14 protein-coding genes are annotated in these 16,956 nt (G+C 43.8%); 5 read left to right on the forward strand and 9 right to left on the reverse strand.

The window, feature by feature from the left end:
* Positions 1-31 precede the first annotated feature (31 nt).
* On the reverse strand, positions 32-439 hold the full coding sequence (locus FTT70_RS09510; protein ID WP_131260997.1) for a DNA polymerase III subunit chi: 408 nt from the start codon (positions 437-439) through the stop codon (positions 32-34).
* On the reverse strand, positions 432-1,880 hold the full coding sequence (locus tag FTT70_RS09515; RefSeq protein ID WP_154321289.1) for a leucyl aminopeptidase: 1,449 nt from the start codon (positions 1,878-1,880) through the stop codon (positions 432-434). Before FTT70_RS09515 ends, FTT70_RS09510 begins: the two co-directional genes overlap by 8 nt.
* 158 nt (positions 1,881-2,038) lie before the next feature.
* Between FTT70_RS09515 and lptF the strand changes: the two genes are divergently transcribed.
* The 4 genes from lptF to FTT70_RS09535 all read left to right on the forward strand — a co-directional run bounded on the left by lptF (position 2,039) and on the right by FTT70_RS09535 (position 7,092).
* Entirely contained in the window at positions 2,039-3,139 is a 1,101-nt protein-coding gene (lptF, locus tag FTT70_RS09520) for an LPS export ABC transporter permease LptF (RefSeq protein ID WP_004975682.1), read from the forward strand.
* A 1-nt stretch (position 3,140) separates the two neighbouring features.
* A complete protein-coding gene (lptG, locus tag FTT70_RS09525) occupies positions 3,141-4,211 on the forward strand; it encodes an LPS export ABC transporter permease LptG (RefSeq protein WP_004975683.1) in 1,071 nt (356 codons plus the stop codon).
* Positions 4,212-4,356: 145 nt separating this feature from the next.
* Positions 4,357-5,904, forward strand: coding sequence for a 2,3-bisphosphoglycerate-independent phosphoglycerate mutase (gene gpmI / locus FTT70_RS09530; protein ID WP_004975686.1), 1,548 nt, complete (start codon positions 4,357-4,359; stop codon positions 5,902-5,904).
* A 24-nt stretch (positions 5,905-5,928) separates the two neighbouring features.
* Positions 5,929-7,092, forward strand: a complete 1,164-nt coding sequence (locus tag FTT70_RS09535; protein WP_004975690.1) for a S41 family peptidase — start codon at positions 5,929-5,931, stop codon at positions 7,090-7,092.
* A 49-nt stretch (positions 7,093-7,141) separates the two neighbouring features.
* Here FTT70_RS09535 and FTT70_RS09540 read toward each other — a convergent pair whose 3' ends face one another.
* The 3 genes from FTT70_RS09540 to FTT70_RS09550 all read right to left on the reverse strand — a co-directional run bounded on the left by FTT70_RS09540 (position 7,142) and on the right by FTT70_RS09550 (position 10,883).
* On the reverse strand, positions 7,142-8,575 hold the full coding sequence (locus FTT70_RS09540; protein WP_179988997.1) for a sigma-54 dependent transcriptional regulator: 1,434 nt from the start codon (positions 8,573-8,575) through the stop codon (positions 7,142-7,144).
* A 69-nt stretch (positions 8,576-8,644) separates the two neighbouring features.
* Complete coding sequence (locus FTT70_RS09545) at positions 8,645-10,207, reverse strand: PAS domain-containing sensor histidine kinase (protein ID WP_004975700.1); 1,563 nt, start codon at positions 10,205-10,207, stop codon at positions 8,645-8,647.
* A 40-nt stretch (positions 10,208-10,247) separates the two neighbouring features.
* A complete protein-coding gene (locus FTT70_RS09550; RefSeq protein WP_004975702.1) occupies positions 10,248-10,883 on the reverse strand; it encodes a response regulator in 636 nt (211 codons plus the stop codon).
* A gap of 215 nt (positions 10,884-11,098) precedes the next feature.
* On the opposite strand from FTT70_RS09550, the gene FTT70_RS09555 reads away from it, so the two are divergent.
* On the forward strand, positions 11,099-12,190 hold the full coding sequence (locus FTT70_RS09555; protein ID WP_180168564.1) for a serine hydrolase: 1,092 nt from the start codon (positions 11,099-11,101) through the stop codon (positions 12,188-12,190).
* A 114-nt stretch (positions 12,191-12,304) separates the two neighbouring features.
* On the opposite strand, the gene thrC is transcribed toward FTT70_RS09555, so the two are convergent.
* The 4 genes from thrC to xerD form a co-directional block, all read right to left on the reverse strand.
* On the reverse strand, positions 12,305-13,444 hold the full coding sequence (gene thrC / locus FTT70_RS09560) for a threonine synthase (protein ID WP_180168565.1): 1,140 nt from the start codon (positions 13,442-13,444) through the stop codon (positions 12,305-12,307).
* Positions 13,445-13,501: 57 nt separating this feature from the next.
* Positions 13,502-14,806, reverse strand: coding sequence for a homoserine dehydrogenase (locus FTT70_RS09565; protein WP_004975708.1), 1,305 nt, complete (start codon positions 14,804-14,806; stop codon positions 13,502-13,504).
* A gap of 199 nt (positions 14,807-15,005) precedes the next feature.
* Positions 15,006-15,821 (reverse strand): DsbC family protein, encoded by an 816-nt coding sequence (locus FTT70_RS09570; RefSeq protein WP_131260990.1) that lies wholly within the window; start codon positions 15,819-15,821, stop codon positions 15,006-15,008.
* A 150-nt stretch (positions 15,822-15,971) separates the two neighbouring features.
* The gene (gene xerD, locus FTT70_RS09575; protein ID WP_004975712.1) at positions 15,972-16,889 is read right to left on the reverse strand and encodes a site-specific tyrosine recombinase XerD; all 918 of its coding nucleotides are present in this window, start codon (positions 16,887-16,889) and stop codon (positions 15,972-15,974) included.
* Positions 16,890-16,956 lie beyond the last annotated feature (67 nt).

Consider the following 16,956-nt stretch of genomic DNA (forward strand, 5'->3'; position numbering starts at 1 on the left):
TGAGCAGTATTTTTAAAAAAACGTTTTAAAATTAAAGCTTAAACGTCTGTGGTTCTATGCCCAAACGTCGATATTGTTTAAACTTTTCACGTCCAAGCACTTTAGCTGCTTCGTGATTTTCAATAATCTCAATAATGTGACTAAATTTTGCATAGGCTTCAAGTGCTTGACTGTTAAAATTAAACACAATCCAGTCCGATTGCTGCGGTAATTCGGCAGAAATACATACGCTGGCCTGTGTTTGGTTAATGCCATGTGGAATAAAGCTGCTGGCATCAAAACTCCACAGACGCTCATCTAATATTTGCTGTAACTCTGGATCAGGGCAATGCAGCCAAATGCGTGCCTGCTGCCGCAAAATTTTGCGGCATAAACGGCAAGTGCTTTCCACTTGCCGTTCAGGACTTTTTTCAAACAAATAAAAGCTAACTTTAGCCATTATTGCTTGCACGTTGTGCGAGGAACTGCATCAATAACGGTACAGGACGACCTGTTGCGCCTTTATTGCTGCCTGAATTCCATGCAGTGCCTGCAATGTCTAGATGCGCCCAGCGATAGTCACGGGTAAAGCGTTGCAAGAAGCATGCTGCAGTAACTGAACCTGCTTTAGGCCCACCAATATTGCCAATATCGGCAAATGGTGAATCCAGTTGTTCTTGGTAATCGTCAATCACGGGCATACGCCATACACGGTCAAATGCAGTGTGTCCCGCAGCATCCAATTCCGCCGCAAGTTCATCATCTGGGGTAAACATGCCTGTCAGTACCGAACCGAGTGCAACCACGCAAGCGCCTGTTAAAGTCGCAATATCAATCACCAAAGCAGGGTTGAAGCGTTTCACATAGGTTAGGGTATCGCACAGCACCAAACGACCTTCGGCATCGGTATTTAAAATTTCGATGGTTTGGCCGCTCATACTGGTCACAATATCACCCGGGCGAGTGGCTTTGCCTGACGGCATATTTTCTGCAGCGGCAATCGTGCCGACCACATGGATAGGTAAACGTGCTTCACATAGCGCGCGCATGGTGCCTAAAACTGAAGCAGAACCACACATATCAAATTTCATTTCATCCATCCCTAAGCCGGGTTTGAGTGAAATGCCGCCTGTATCAAAGGTGATGCCTTTACCGACCAATACCACAGGTGCTTCATCACGCTGTGCTTGATATTCGAGGCTAATAATGCGCCCTGGACGATCTGAACCTTGACTGACTGCAAGGAAAGCGCCCATACCTAATTCTGCCATTTCTGCTTCATCTAAAATGGTGACTTTGAGTAGGTCTGGATATTCTGCCGCAAGTGCTTGAGCTTGTTCTGCCAAATATTCAGGGAAACAAATGTTGCCCGGACGGTTGCCCAAGTCACGTGCCATGTTTTGACCCGATTGCATGGCTTCAATCAATTGAAGTTGATCTGCGCTGAGTGGGCTGTTATTGGCAATGAAATGGATTTGTTCAAGCTGAAATTCATTCTTTTTGCTTTTGTATTCATCAAAAGCATAGGCTGCTTGGGTCAGGCTGAGTGCAAATACATAATGCAGCTCGCTAGGCAGGGCAGACAAGTCAATGCTGATCTGTTTAAATTTTTTTTGTGAAGATTTGATAATGCTTTGTGCAATTTTTGCCAGCTTTGCGGCTGGTAATTCTTCGGTTTTACCCAAACCGATCAGGTTGCTATTGGCGCATTCAACAACGCTAGCCACCAAACTTAAACTTTCATTAAAGCCTGCTTTAAATTGTGTCGCTTGAATAATGCTGTCTAAATCCTTGATTTGATAAGCAGCAGTTGCCTGTGGCACCTGTTCTGCAGCCACTAAAATTGACAAAGATTCACTCGCGCTGTGTTCTTGGAATGAGGGACTTAAGCTAAATTTAATCACTGGATTTTATGCCTATCTAAATGTACAAACTATGCAACCATTGAAACATTTTTATGCGTCGAGTTTCAATGTATAACAAGGCGATAGGTTTTATATTTTCAACATTCAGGTAAACTAACGCGAATTGGATTCCCTCACATTTTGGAAGAAATAATTTGATTATTCGGCGTTATTTGGTCAAGCAAGTTGTGTCGACATCCTTGGTTGTGATTGCCTTACTGACTTTGATCATGATGGGTGGTCGCTTGATCAAGTATTTTGGCGTGGCGGCACAAGGGCGTTTGGATGCGAGTATTTTATTCAGCATCATTGGCTATCGCTTGCCTGAATTTTTGACGCTGATCTTACCTTTGGGTTTCTTTATTGGTTTGATGCTGGTATTTGGTCGTTTATATGTCGACCATGAAATGGCGGTGCTCAATAGTAGTGGTGTGAGTCGGCATCAACTGGCACGTTTATTGGTGCCAATGACCTTGGTATTTCTAATCGTTCAAGGTTTCTTAATGCTGTGGGCATCACCGTGGGGACTGCGTCAGTTTGAAGCATTGACCACCAGTCAGGCAGTACGCACAGGTTTTGATTTGGTGCGACCCAAAGAATTTATTTCTTCAGGGCCATATACCATTTACGCAGGCGATCTGTCCGAAGATCGTAAAAACCTGAAAGATATTTTCTTTTATCAACGTGCAGAAAAAGCAGGTCGTCCTGATGTCATGATTCTGGCAAAAGAAGCGACACGGGTAGAGTTGGAAAATGATCCTGCCAATGTGGTGGATTTGGTCGAAGGGCGTCGTTATGAAATATTTCCAGGCACAGCCAAATATTCACAGGCAGAATTCCAAAGTTATCGTTTACGTTTAGAAAATGATAAAGAAGCCAAATTTGAAAGTGCCGAAGTAGAAGCCTTAACCACCTCGCAACTTTGGAAAAACCGTGCAGACCCTGTGGTCGCAAGTGAACTGGGATGGCGTATTTTTGTGCCTTTTGCGATTGTGGTGGCGTTGTTTTTAGCCGTGGCATTGTCAGAAGTTAGTCCGCGTCAGGGGCGTTATTTAAAACTGTTTCCTGCCTTGTTAATTTTCGCCAGTTTGATTGTGGCGCTCATGGCGGTTAAAACCCGTATCAGCAAACAAGAAATGGGCATGATTGCTTATCCGTTGGTGTTGTTGGCTTATGCGATTGCGGCAGCCTTGTTCTCACGTAAACAAAAACTAGCACCTAAAATTAAGCAGCAAATTCAGCGAGTGAGGTCTTAAGATGTTGGCACGTCGTATAGTTGCAAAACACGTCACCAAGACCACTGCACTGGCTATGTTTGGTGCAACGGCAATTTTGTCTGGTTTGCAGGTGTTGTTTACCTATTTAGGCGAATTGGGTTCACTCAATGAAAACTATAGTGCATGGCAGGCATTGCTGTATGTATTGTGGGGTGCGCCAAATTATCTCTATGAAATTTTGCCGATTTCTGCCTTGATTGGCGCAGTGTTAGGCTTGGGTACGTTGGCATCCAACAGCGAATTGATTGTGATGCGTTCTGCAGGGATTAGCCTGTGGCGTATTGTGGGATGGGTGATTCGTTCCGCCATGGTATTGGTACTGCTGTCTTTTGTGCTCAGTGAATGGGTGATTCCATACACCAATGAACAAGCCAAAAGTGTTAAAAGTCACCGTAGCGTCGCTGAGCTGGGTGAAGTTCGTGGCTATTGGTCGCGCGAAGGCAATCGTTTTATTTATATTGACTACGCCAATGCCCAAGGGCAGCTCAAAAATGTACAAGTGGTCGATTTTGATGATAATTATCGCTTGCGTGGTACATTGTCTGCAGATCAGGGACAGTTTGTTAAAGACGGTAGTTGGTTGCTCAATCAAACTGAACAGATGGATATTTTGCAGGCGGGCAACGCGACTTTAGCTAAAAACAGCGAACAGGCTTTGGCTTTAGCATTGCAACCGAAATATGTGCACATGGTCACCATCGACCCTGAAGATTTATCCCCAAGTCAATTGGTCAGTTTCATGAGTTATATGCATGAATACAGCCAAGTACCCAAAACCTACCAACTGGCGTTCTGGCAAAAACTTGGTGCACCCTTTGCGCTGATTGCTTTGGTGGTGATTGCTTGCTCCTTTATTTTTGGGCCGTTACGTCAGCAATCTATGGGTTTCCGTTTGGTGATTGCTTTATTTGTCGGCTTAACCTTCTTTTATTTACAGGATTTCTTGGGCTATGCCAGCTTGGTCTATGCACCATCGCCTGCGTGGTTCGTATTTATTCCTATTATTCTGATGTTTGTCATCGGCGGTTACTTACTGCATCGTGCGCGTTAAGTGCGGGCCGATGCTGCTGCTTTTTCCGTATGATTGGGTAAACCTATCTGAATCAGTGGCGGAAACCATCTTCTGAACATAGAGTCTTGACGCAAAATTCGTTAAGATAGCATGATTAATTTGTAGACGAAAAAGAGTATTGATTATGGCGGATGCAACTGCTGGCAAAATCCCTCACGTATTGGTGATTATGGATGGTGTGGGTCATCGCGAAGCGGTCGAAGACAACGCGTTTTTAGCAGCGAAACGACCAAATTTGACTGCTATGCAGGAAAAGCATCCGCATGGTTTGATCTCTGGTTCAGGTGAAGATGTGGGCTTGCCAGATGGTCAAATGGGTAACTCTGAAGTTGGTCACATGAACTTGGGTGCAGGACGTGTGTTGTACCAAGACTTTACCCGTATTACCAAAGACATTCGTACAGGCGCTTTCTTTGAACATGAAGTGTTGGTCGATGCGGTAGAAAAAGCCAAAGCAGCCAACGGTGCAGTGCATCTGCTTGGTTTATTGTCTGAAGGCGGTGTGCATTCGCATGAAGATCATATCGTGGCGATGGCAGAATTGGCATTAAAACGTGGTGCAAAAGTTTATCTACATGCCTTTTTAGATGGCCGTGATACGCCACCAAAAAGCGCGCAGCCTTCTTTGGAAAAACTGGACGCATTATTTGCACAATATCCAAATCAAGGTCGTATTGCCAGCCTGATTGGTCGCTACTATGCGATGGATCGTGACAACCGTTGGGATCGTGTAGAACAAGCCTATCGTCTACTTACCGAAGGTGAGGCAGTACGCACTGCGGCAACTGCGGTTGAAGGCTTGGCAGCGGCTTATGCGGCAGATGAAAGCGACGAGTTTGTTAAAGCCACCCGTATTGGTGAAATTGCCAAAATTCAAGATGGCGACAGCGTGGTGTTTATGAACTTCCGTGCTGACCGTGCACGTGAATTGACCAAAGCCTTTGTGGAACAGGATTTTGCTGGTTTTGAACGTAAAGTTGTGCCGCAATTGTCTAAATTTGTGATGCTGACCCGTTATCAAGCCAGCATTGCTGCGCCAGTGGCGTACATGCCAGAAGATTTGAAAAACTCGATTGGTGAATATTTATCAGACTTGGGCAAAACACAATTGCGTATTGCTGAAACTGAAAAATACGCACACGTGACGTTCTTCTTTAGTGGTGGTCGTGAAGATGAATATCCGGGTGAAAAACGTATCCTGATTCCATCGCCAAACGTAGCAACCTACGACTTAAAACCTGAAATGAGCGCTTATGAAGTGACTGATGAACTGGTTGCAGCCATTAATTCAGGTGAATATGATTTGTTGGTGGTGAACTATGCCAATGGCGATATGGTCGGTCATACTGGTGTGTTTGATGCAGCTGTCAAAGCAGTGGAAGCAGTAGATACCTGTTTGGGTCGTGTCTATGAAGCGGTGATGGCGAAACAAGGTCACATGATTATTACAGCTGATCATGGTAACGTCGAGCAAATGCAAGACTATGACAGTGGTCAGGTACATACTCAGCACACCACTGAATTGGTGCCATTCATTTATGTAGGCCCAACTCAGGCCACCATTTTGGAAGGTGGTGTGTTGGCAGATGTTGCACCAACTTTATTGAATTTGATGCAATTGCCAGTGCCAGCAGATATGCAAGGTCGCAACTTAATTCGCTTACAGGCATAACCCTCGATACAGGTAGATGATGGAATGACGGCTCACAAAATTTATGCGGTTGTGTTGGCAAGCGTGTTGTGTGCCAGTCATTCGAGTGTTTGGGCTGCGCCAGATTGGGAGTTAGATGGCCCTACACTACAACAGGACTATGTCGATGTGCCTGTAGAGTCGATACAGGAATTTGTACAAATCTATGGCATTGTCAAAGACAACTATGTGACTGAAAAAAGTGATGATGCCTTGTTTCAGCAAGCCATTCGTGGCTTGGTGAGCGGTTTAGACCGTTATTCACGCTATTTAACTGCTGAAGAATATAAACAACTTTTACAATATACCGAAGGCGACTTGGCCTCGGTTGATTTTACTTTGCGCTATGACGCTGCCCAGCAACATTGGGTCATTCAAAATTTAAGTGCCAATGCCGACTCGGCTAAACAAGGGCTGAAGAATGGCGACAGCCTATTTAAAATTGATAACCAAGAACTGAAAAAGCTGAGTGCAGATCAGGTCAATAACCTGCTCACAGGCTCAGTGGGATCGACTGTAAGCGTACAACGTGCAGCCAATCAGCCTGAAATTATGTTGGTACGCAACAAAAAAGTAGAAACCGATATTCAGGCGCAGATGCTTTCTAATCAGGTCTTGTTGTTAAAAGTACGTGTGTTTCAGCAAGACACCGCCAATGAAATTAAACGCTTAATTGAAGAACATAGCACGCCACGCTTAAAAGCCGTATTGATTGATCTGCGTAATAACCCAGGAGGCTTACTGTCTGCTGCGGTGGAATCTGCCGATTTATTTTTAAATCAGGGTGTGATTGTATCGACCAAAAGTCGTTCTGAAGGCGATCAACAATTTCAGGCGTTACCTAGCTTTGAATTTCAAAATTTAAAAGTCGGAGTACTGATTAATCATCGCTCTGCATCTGCGGCAGAAGTCTTTACTGGTGCTTTAAAAGACCATTCACGCGCTTGGGTGATGGGCGAAAAAAGTTATGGCAAGGGGGTGGTGCAAAAGCTGTTCCCACTTAGCGATGGTGCTGCCTTACAAATGACGGTTTCGCATTATTACACCCCACGCGAGCAAATGATTGAAGGGGTTGGGATTCAGCCGAATCAGCAATATATTCAAAGTCCTGAAATGAAAGAAGAGGCTTATCTTGAGCATGTGGCAGATTTACTGCTGAGCCGCCGTTAAGTCTCATCTGAGTAACACGTATTTTTAGACAGTCTTCATTGTTTAGCGTTTACTCATCTTCAGTATCTAATCCAAACTTTTTCAGACGATAGCGCAAAGAACGGAAAGACATGCCCAATTTTTTTGCTGCCAACGTACGGTTCCAGTGGGTCAGGTGCAGCGCATTCAGTAAAATGTCTTTTTCTACTTTTTCCAAGTAGGCTTCTAAACCTTCTTCAGGCAGTTTGCGTCCTGTCAGCAATACATCTGTCACGATCTGCTGTGGTGTTTCTGCTGTAGGTTGTGGTTCAGTGGTTGCTGTATTGCTCATACTGAATTGGCGCAAGGGTGCGGTTTGTAAGTGTTTGAGATCAATAACATCATCATCACTCAGGGTAATGGCACGTTCAATAATATTGCGTAACTCACGCACATTACCTGGATAGTACTGTTCTAATAAAAATTGCTGGGCACGAGGTGTCAGTTGTTTGGCAGGAATGTCCCATTCTTGTGCAACTTTTTGAATGAAGTGGTCTGCCAATAACAGAATATCTTGTCCACGTTCACGCAAGGCAGGCAAGACCAAATCCATCACGTGAATACGGAAGAATAAATCCTGACGGAAACGTCCTTGCTGAACCAAACTTTCTAAGTCCTGATGACTGGCGCTGATCACTCGAAAATCGACATCAATTTCACTATCTGAACCCACAGGACGGATGCGCTTTTCCTGAACGGCACGCAGCAGTTTGACTTGCATGCTCAGTGGCAGTTCGGCAATTTCATCTAAAAATAAGCTGCCACCATGTGCAGATTGAATCAGACCTTGTTTGTCTTGAGTCGCTCCTGTAAAGCTACCTTTTTTGTGTCCAAATAGCTCGCTTTCCATGAGTTCGGTGGGGATTGCACCACAGTTAATTGCAATAAATGGTCCTTCGTTGCGGTTACTTAAACGGTGAACCAAATTGGCGACAACTTCTTTCCCCGTACCTGATTCGCCTGTAATAAATACAGGGGCTTGCGAGCGCGCAATTTTTTTGATGGTGCTGCGCAATTGCTGAATAGGCAAAGATTGCCCAATCAACATTTTATATTCAAGCTGATCTTGGCTGTGATGATCGGTGGTGTCGAAAGGTTTATTCAGTGCTTTTTCAAGGAGCTGCTGTAAATGTATTTGATTGACAGGCTTGCTGACAAAGTCAAATGCACCTGCTTTTAAAGCAGCAATCGCAATATCCATATTGCCGTAAGCGGTCAATACGGCAACAGGCACATTCGGATATTGTTCGGAAATCCATTCAACCAGTTGCAAGCCATTGCCATCGGGCAGGTTTAAGTCGGTTAAGCAAGCATCGTACTGATGTTCTGCCAATAACTGCTTGGCTTGCACTAAACGATACGCGACATGGGTTTGAATCCCCATACGTGCCAAAGTCATCTGCATGAGGGTACAAAGGTCTTCTTCGTCATCGACCAATAAAACCAAAGGTTGAACAGCGTGCATATTTTCCCCAAAACCACACAAAATTAAATCAAAACCACAGCAACAAGATTGATCCAATATCAATCGCGTTTATTCAATGGCACGTAGACATTTCATCCTGAAACATGCGCCTTGTTCTTGTTCTACATAGCTCAGCTTGGCTTGATTCGCCTCGCAAAAACTATGCGATAGATACAATCCTAAACCAGTTCCATTGATTTCGGTACTGAAAAATGGCTGGAACAGATAGAGGAGATCTTGACTGGCGACACCTGCACCAAAATCCCGCACATCAATATAAATATAAGTTGTTTGCGGGTAGACCGTAATCTCAATGGGCTGCTGTGCAGCATTGTGTCGAATGGCGTTACGAATCAGGTTAATCAGCACTTGGCGAAACTGTGATTCATCAAACTGGATGCTCAGTGGTTCGGTCAGTGTAAGCTGAATTTGACTCGCTGCATCAGGTAAATCTTCCTGAATGAATTGTGGCAAAAATTGATTGAGCTGAATCGCGACAGGCGTGGTTTGTTTATTTTTGACCATACTCAGCGTGTCGTGAATAATCTTATCAATCCGTGTCGCTTGTTTGCTGATCATGTCCGACAGCAATTGTTGCTGTGCAGCATCACTGCCTGTAAATAAATTGTTGGCTTGTACAATGGCTGCCAACGGGTTGCGAATTTCGTGCGCAATACTGGCAGAGAGTTGTCCTAAGGCGGCTAATTTGAGTTGCTGGACTTGCTGATTGATTTTACGTCCATCCTGCAGCGCCAATAAAGTCAGCGTTTGATGTGGCACTTTGAGTTTTTGTACCTGAATATGCACATGAAAATGACTTAGTTGCGACTCGAATTGAAATTTTTCTCCATCTTGCAATTGATCAAATTTGAACAGATCAAATAAATCGGGCTGAATTTTATACAATGGATAGGTCGCGTGCGCATATTTAGGATGAATCCCCAACAGATGACAGGCTGCAGGGTTGCTGAGGACGACATAGCAATTTTCATCTAAAACCAAATAGCCCATTTCGGTTTGTTCTAAAATATAACGGTTGATATTTTGTAGGCGGTTTAATTCCAAAGATTGCGAAAAATTTAGATTTTCTAAAATTTGGAAACGCCGTACTGCAATACGTCCACTGCCATAAACCACCCAAAATAAAAATGCCAATAGCGCACTTTGACCAATATTATTTAGCGATGAAAAGTCCAGCAAACTCCCAACAAAGTGTTGGTAAATCACCATAATCATCGCGATGAGGGTAATGGCTAAGGCTTTACGCTTTTGCAGCAAGAGTGATGCTGCAAAAATCGTGATCGCAAACAGCAGACTTAAATATAAATTAGGGCCATCGCTGGCAAAAGTCAGGCTACTGAGCGCGATAATATCGACTGCAAAAAACAGGGTCAGTTGTTGCGTGCTTTTAAAAGGAATATATTTATAGCTGATCAGTTGCAGGCAGCTAAAAATAAAATAGCAGACCAAGGTGTATAGATATAAACCCGGGTGCTGATATTGTGTGCCAAGCTGCTGAAAGGTGAGTAGGGTAATCAGCAGCAAACAAAAGGCAATCAGCAGTCGGTAAGTACCATACCACATGCCAAGATGATACTGATTTAACTCAGAATGTTGTTTTAAATCTGGCATATCGTAAAGGTCTTATTTGTGCATCAACAGCGTTGAAAATTTAGGGTTTAATCAGTCCATAACGAATGGCAAGGTGAGTCAGTTTGACATCACTATCAATATTTAATTTTTCAAAAATACGGTAACGATAGGTATTTACGGTTTTTACACTGACAAACAACTTATCGGCAATTTCCTGTGCGCTAATACAATTCACCACCATCATCGCCACTTGCATTTCACGTTCTGAAAGACTATCAAAAGGCGATTGTTGTGTGTCAGATAAGTATGAACTTGCCAGTTGTTCGGCAATGTCGGCACTGAAGTATTTACCGCCCTGCATGACTTTTTTAATGGCACGTACCATTTCACTGACAGGTGCGCCTTTGGTGATATAGCCTTTTGCACCTGCTTTCAGCAATAAAGAAGGGTAGGGTTCTTCTGCCAAACCACTCACCGCCAAGACCTTAGTGTCTGGTGCAGTTTGCAATAGACGACGTGTGGTTTCTACGCCTCCAATCCCAGGCATGTTCACATCTAACAACACCACATTGGGATGATGCTGACGCACTAAGGTAATCGCTTCTTCACCCGATTCAGCTTGTCCAATCACCTGCACATCGGCATGGTCTTCGAGCATACGGCAAATCCCAGTACGTACCAATTCATGATCGTCGACTACTAAAACTGTGATCACCTACACTCTCCCTTTGAAAAAATCATCTTTTTTGTTACATAAAGCAAAATTAGCTTGCAATGAAACGACAAAATTAGCAATGCTACTCTTAATCTAGAATGAAAAGTTCTGCACAATATGGTGTCAAAAACGATTCATTGTTGTATTTTTAAATGTAAGGCATATTTGAGGTAATACGCAAATGTATCTTACCTCCCTGAGTTGAGTAAGCAGTCGTGAAAAATTCTAAGAAGTCGTTCATGCATGTGCTGGTCGCATCTATGATGTTCAGCCTAAGTTCTGTCAGTTTTGCTGAACTTGTCATCAATCCTTCCTCTGGGAGCGACGGTCAGGCGACCTTAAGTTGGTCTTCGGAGCAAGCCGATCAATTCTTAAATGGTGATCTGGAAAGTACCAGTGCGAGCGCTCAGGCTGCGCCAGAGAGCTATGTTGCTGAACCTACTCCGCCAGGTTCAACGAAAATTACCACTACAGTGCGTAGTAGCAATGGTGTTGCACCTGCTTCCACTGCGCCTAAAACAGTCCGTATTTTAGATACCTCTACTTATAGCAACCAACCATCAGTTAATGCACGTGCGGCTTTGGTGATGGATGCGCAAACAGGTGAAGTGCTGTATAGCAAAAATACCAATGTGGCATTACCTATTGCATCTGTGACCAAGGTGATGACTGCCGTGGTGACTTCTGATGCACGTTTGAATATGTCTGAACAAATTACCTTACAATCAATAGACTTTGCAGGTGCTGCAGGCAAAAACTCAAGTTCGACTTTACGTGTGGGTGACAAGCTCAACCGTGCCGAAGCATTATTATTTGCTTTAATGAAATCGGAAAATCCAGCAGCAGCAGCCTTAGCGCGTACCTACCCAGGGGGCAAAAGTGCCTTTGTTGCAGCCATGAATGCAAAAGCACGTGAATTGGGCATGAATGCTACCCGCTTTACCGAAGCTACAGGTCTAGACCCGCGTAACGTTTCTTCTGCACGTGATTTGGGTATTTTGGTAAGTACTGCCTCGCAATATGGTTTGATTCGTCAATTCTCAACGACGCCAACGTATGACTTTAACTTAGGTTATCGAGTCTTGAAATCTAATAATACCAATGCGTTAGTGCGTAATGGTGGCTGGAATATCAATCTGTCTAAAACAGGATATATCAATGAGGCAGGGCGTTGTGTGGTGATGCACACCACTTTAAATAACCGTCCTGCAGTGGTGGTGCTTTTGGGTGCAAATACTTCACAAGCACGCACCAATGATGCAACCCGTTTAATGAGCTGGGCAAGTCAGTTGCCAAAACGCATTTAAGCGAATATTCAGCTTTAATGGTGTGATTCTCACGATTAAGGCTGAAAAATCTGAACAGAAATATAAACAAGAAAAAACCCTGCCAAAGCAGGGTTTTTTATGACACTTCAAATTTTACATATTTGAAAGAATCGAGTCTTTTACTTGTTGCATGGTGGCATCAATTGACAACATAACAGCATCTGCACATTGTTTCATGGCTGTGTCAGGGTCTTTTAGACCGTTACCTGTTACGGTACATACGATCACAGAACCTTCTTTGATTTTACCCGCTTTGATGTCGCGCATTGCACCACCAATAGACGCAGCAGATGCAGGCTCAACAAATACGCCTTCATACATAGACAGCATACGTTGTGCTTCTAAAATTTCGGCATCGGTCAATTCATCAAACCAGCCTTCTGAATCACGTACTACTGCTTTAGCATGGTTCCAGCTTTGTGGGTTACCAATACGGATTGCAGTTGCAACAGTTTCTGGGTTTTCAACAGGCGCACCACGTAAGAATGGCGCAGCACCAGACGCTTGATAACCGATCATGATTGGACGGCCTTCAGGGTTTGGACCTGTAAATTTGTCAGTAGCTGCGTCATACACCACCTGCTCGAATTGATCTGCAGGTTGGTTGGCAACTGCTTCGGTATAACCCATCCAGTGTGCAGTGATGTTACCTGCGTTACCTACTGGTAAGCAGTGGTAATCTGGAGCACGACCTAACTCATCTACAATTTCATAAGCAATGGTCTTTTGACCTTGTAGGCGGTAAGGGTTGATTGAGTTCACAATGGTCACAGGTGCTTGGTCAGCAACTTCTTTAACTAGACGCATACCATCGTCAAAGTTACCGCGGATTTGCATGGTGATGGCACCGTACATCATCGCTTGTGCCATTTTACCCATGGCAATTTTGCCTTCAGGAATTAAAACGAATGCTTTGATGCCTGCACGTGCAGCATAGGCAGCAGCAGCAGCAGAAGTATTACCTGTAGATGCACAGATAATGGCTTTTGAACCTTCTTCAACTGCTTTAGTAACTGCCATGGTCATACCACGGTCTTTAAATGAACCTGTCGGGTTTAAGCCTTCATACTTCACATAAATTTCAACATCTTTACCAATAATGCGTGGAATATTCTCAAGCTTAATCAGTGGCGTGTTTCCTTCGCCTAGAGAGATTGCACGTGTGGTTGCAGACACTGGTAAACGGTCACGATAACGGTCAACTAAACCAGTATAACGATTGGCATTCGACATGATGATGTTCCAATTGTGTGTAGAGCTTGGCAAGGGGAAATACTCCCCTTCACCCGATTAATTATCAAGCGATTCTAAACGAATTCGTACAATTTCGCCATGAATGGTTGGCAATGCTTGAATTTGTTGTAACGCTTCATCCATTTTCGATTCTAGGACTGGGTCAGTCAGAATCACGATAGGAATAAGGTCTTTTAAGCGTGATTGCTGCATGATGGCATCAATACTGATTCCCGCACGGCTTAAAATAGTGGTTACATCAGCAAGTACGCCAGTTTGGTCTTCGGCATTAATGCGAATGTAGTAACCCGTGGTCATTTCTTCACGGCTTAAAATTGGCAAGTCGGTTAAGGCTTCAAATGCCAATTGTGGAATTGTACCTGCGCCATCTTCGGTATAAGAAATGTCACGGACAATATCAACGACATCGGCAACTACCGCAGAGGCTGTTGGGCCTGCACCTGCACCTGCGCCATAATAGAGCGTTGGACCAACCGCATTGGCTTGTACCAAGACCGCGTTTTTCACGCCATTAACATTGGCAATCAATTCTTCTTCAGGAATTAAAGTTGGGTGAACACGCAGTTCAATGCCTTTGTCGGTACGACGGGCAATACCCAAGTGTTTGATGCGGAAACCGAGTTCTTCGGCATATTTCACATCTTGCGCGGTCACTTTGCCAATACCTTCGGTAAAGACTTTGTCAAACTGTAGCGGAATACCAAATGCACATGAAGCCAAAATAGTCAGTTTGTGAGCAGCATCAATACCTTCGACGTCAAAAGTCGGATCGGCTTCGGCATAGCCTAATTCTTGTGCTTCTTTCAGTACGTCTTCAAATGCACGACCTTTTTCACGCATTTCACTTAAAATGAAGTTGCCTGTACCGTTGATGATGCCTGCCAACCATTCAATTTTGTTGGCAGCCAAACCTTCACGGATGACTTTAATAATTGGAATACCACCTGCAACCGCAGCTTCATAGGCAATTTGTACGGCATTGTCTTCAGCTGCTTTAAATAGCTCATTGCCGTGTTCTGCAAGTAGGGCTTTGTTGGCTGTCACTACTTGTTTGCCGTGCTTCATGGCTTCCATGATCACGTCATAAGCAGGGTGAATACCGCCCATCACTTCAACCACCACGTCTACATCGGGTTGACGGACAATGTCCATCAAGTCGGAGCTTTGCTTGACCGATTCAGGCAAGTTTAGGTCAGGACGCGGACGACGTGTTCCCACATAAGTGATTTCAATTTCACGACCGGTGCGACGTCTAATCTCAGCAGCATTTTCTTTTAATAGTTTAAGGGCACCACCACCCACAGTACCAAGACCGAGGATTGCCAGACGAACTGGTTTCACGTCACACTCCATATTTTAATAACTTTAAGCAAGCCTAGATCATAGCTAAAAAAACGCGCTGACTCTAGGGCAGATCTCACTTATCTTCACAGTATAAAAAAAAGTAAAATAACGCATAAAAAATCGTTATTTATATTGGCTTCATAGATGCTACGTCTTGGTATATTGGGATGATTCAGCATCTACAAAACCTCTATTTTTATTTGTCTAAACGCTTGATCAATTCAGCGGTAGACAGATAGCCGCCTAAATATACGCCTTCGGCATTATAAATTGCAGGTGTGCCATTGACGCCCATATTTAAGCCCAATTGATACTGAGCACGAACAGGGTTTTTACAGTTGGCAGGTGCAATTTGTGCGCCATTCATGACCTGATTAAAGGCAGCGTGACGATCTTCGCTACACCAAATTGCTTCCATAGCAGGCATGTGCTGTTCACCACGCGGCCAAGCAATGTAACGGACTTCAATGCCTTTACCATTCATTTCATCCATTTGTTCATGTAGACGATGGCAATATGGACAGCTGACATCGGTAAATACATAAATGACGTGTTTGGTTTTGCCTTTGGCAGGGAATGCCAATAAATCTTCCTGTTTTAATTCAGCAAAAATTTTCTTGTTCACGCCTGCTTGCAGGTTTTCACTGACGTTATGTAGTTCTTTGTCACCTAAACGGATCACATCGCCCTGAATAATGTATTTGCCATCACTGGTGGCATAGACCGATGACATGCCTTCAAGACTCACCCAAAATAAATTTGGAACTTCAGTGGCTTTAATGTCGGTAATTTTGGCGTTGATACCTGCAGTTTTAAAATGTTGCTGCAAGGTTGTACTTAAACGCTGTTGTGCATTGCGTTCAATTAGGGTTGATGCTTCACCCGTTGCAGGCGCACTGGCGGTGAGTGTGGTTTGCTTTTTATCTTCATTGTTTGCATTTGAACATGCGGTGATTGCAAAAGCACTTGCCAGTGAACAGGCAATCAAAAGTGTCGAGCGGGTAAATGTCATAAACAACCCTTTCTTGTTGGCATAAAAAATAGAGCGTTAGCATAACAAAAAATATTCGTGATCGTTAGGGTCTGTTGCCATTTCATAAATGGCTTAAGTTCATAGATGAAGTGTCAACAGACCCTATGCTTCTACGTCGTTTTTGTTTTTTTAAGCCCGTGGATGATGTTGGGCATGCAATTGCTGCATACGGATTTGTGCAACGTGGGTATAAATTTGTGTAGTGGATAAATCGCTGTGCCCGAGCAGCATTTGTACCACACGTAAATCTGCCCCATGATTGAGTAAGTGTGTGGCAAAGGCATGTCTTAACGTGTGTGGCGATAACTCGGCTTGAATGCCTGCTTGCAGGGCATAGCGTTTAATGGCATACCAAAAATTTTGTCGGCTCATAATGCCGCCATGCACCGTTAAAAATAGATAATCGGTGGCACTTTTATACAGTTGCGGACGCGACTCGGTTAAATATTTTTCTATCCATTCACAAGCGACTTGTCCCATAGGCACCAAACGCTCTTTATTGCCTTTACCTACAATTCGTAAATAGCCTTGTTTTAGGTTGATTAATTCTAAACGTAAATTCAGCAATTCCGTCACTCGTAAACCGCAAGCATATAAGACTTCAAGCATGGCACGATCTCGTAATCCGAGTGCAGTGTTGATGTCAGGAGCGTGAATTAAGGCTTCAACATCGGCTTCAGATAAATCTTTGGGTAAGGCACGACCTAATTTTGGGGTTTTATGCGCAGCAACAGGGTTGTCAGAGCGCAGTTTGTGCTCTCTTAAAAATTTATAAAAAGAACGTAGTGCAGACAGGCAGCGTGCAATAGAGCGGGGGCTTTTTTGTTGTTTGGTGAGTTCGATGAGTACATCTGAAATATCGTCATGATTCCATTCAGGCATGGGTTTGCTGACATAGTCACTGCATTGAATTAAATCGGACAGATAGGCATTGCGGGTATGCGGGCTGACACTTTGCGCGATTAAATCGTTGCGATAGCCTTCCAAAAAGCTCAAAGCTTCTGGAATTTGTATTGCAGCAGGAATACGAGGTTTTTTGTTCAGCATAGGAATCACAGACGAAATCACAAAATTAATTGAGAAATTCGATAATAAGCAGCGTTATTTTCTACTC

The organism is Acinetobacter sp. YH01003, from assembly GCF_013420525.1.
Taxonomy (GTDB): domain Bacteria; phylum Pseudomonadota; class Gammaproteobacteria; order Pseudomonadales; family Moraxellaceae; genus Acinetobacter; species Acinetobacter towneri.

Excerpts from the sequence above, each read along its gene's own strand:
- FTT70_RS09535 (WP_004975690.1), top strand. The coding sequence starts at position 5,929 with ATGACGGCTCACAAAATTTATGCGGTTGTGTTGGCAAGCGTGTTGTGT.
- FTT70_RS09570 (WP_131260990.1), bottom strand. The coding sequence starts at position 15,821 with ATGACATTTACCCGCTCGACACTTTTGATTGCCTGTTCACTGGCAAGT.
- FTT70_RS09510 (WP_131260997.1), bottom strand. The coding sequence starts at position 439 with ATGGCTAAAGTTAGCTTTTATTTGTTTGAAAAAAGTCCTGAACGGCAA.
- gpmI (WP_004975686.1), top strand. The coding sequence starts at position 4,357 with ATGGCGGATGCAACTGCTGGCAAAATCCCTCACGTATTGGTGATTATG.
- xerD (WP_004975712.1), bottom strand. The coding sequence starts at position 16,889 with ATGCTGAACAAAAAACCTCGTATTCCTGCTGCAATACAAATTCCAGAA.
- thrC (WP_180168565.1), bottom strand. The coding sequence starts at position 13,444 with ATGTCGAATGCCAATCGTTATACTGGTTTAGTTGACCGTTATCGTGAC.
- lptG (WP_004975683.1), top strand. The coding sequence starts at position 3,141 with ATGTTGGCACGTCGTATAGTTGCAAAACACGTCACCAAGACCACTGCA.
- FTT70_RS09545 (WP_004975700.1), bottom strand. The coding sequence starts at position 10,207 with ATGCCAGATTTAAAACAACATTCTGAGTTAAATCAGTATCATCTTGGC.
- FTT70_RS09540 (WP_179988997.1), bottom strand. The coding sequence starts at position 8,575 with ATGCACGCTGTTCAACCTTTGGTTTTATTGGTCGATGACGAAGAAGAC.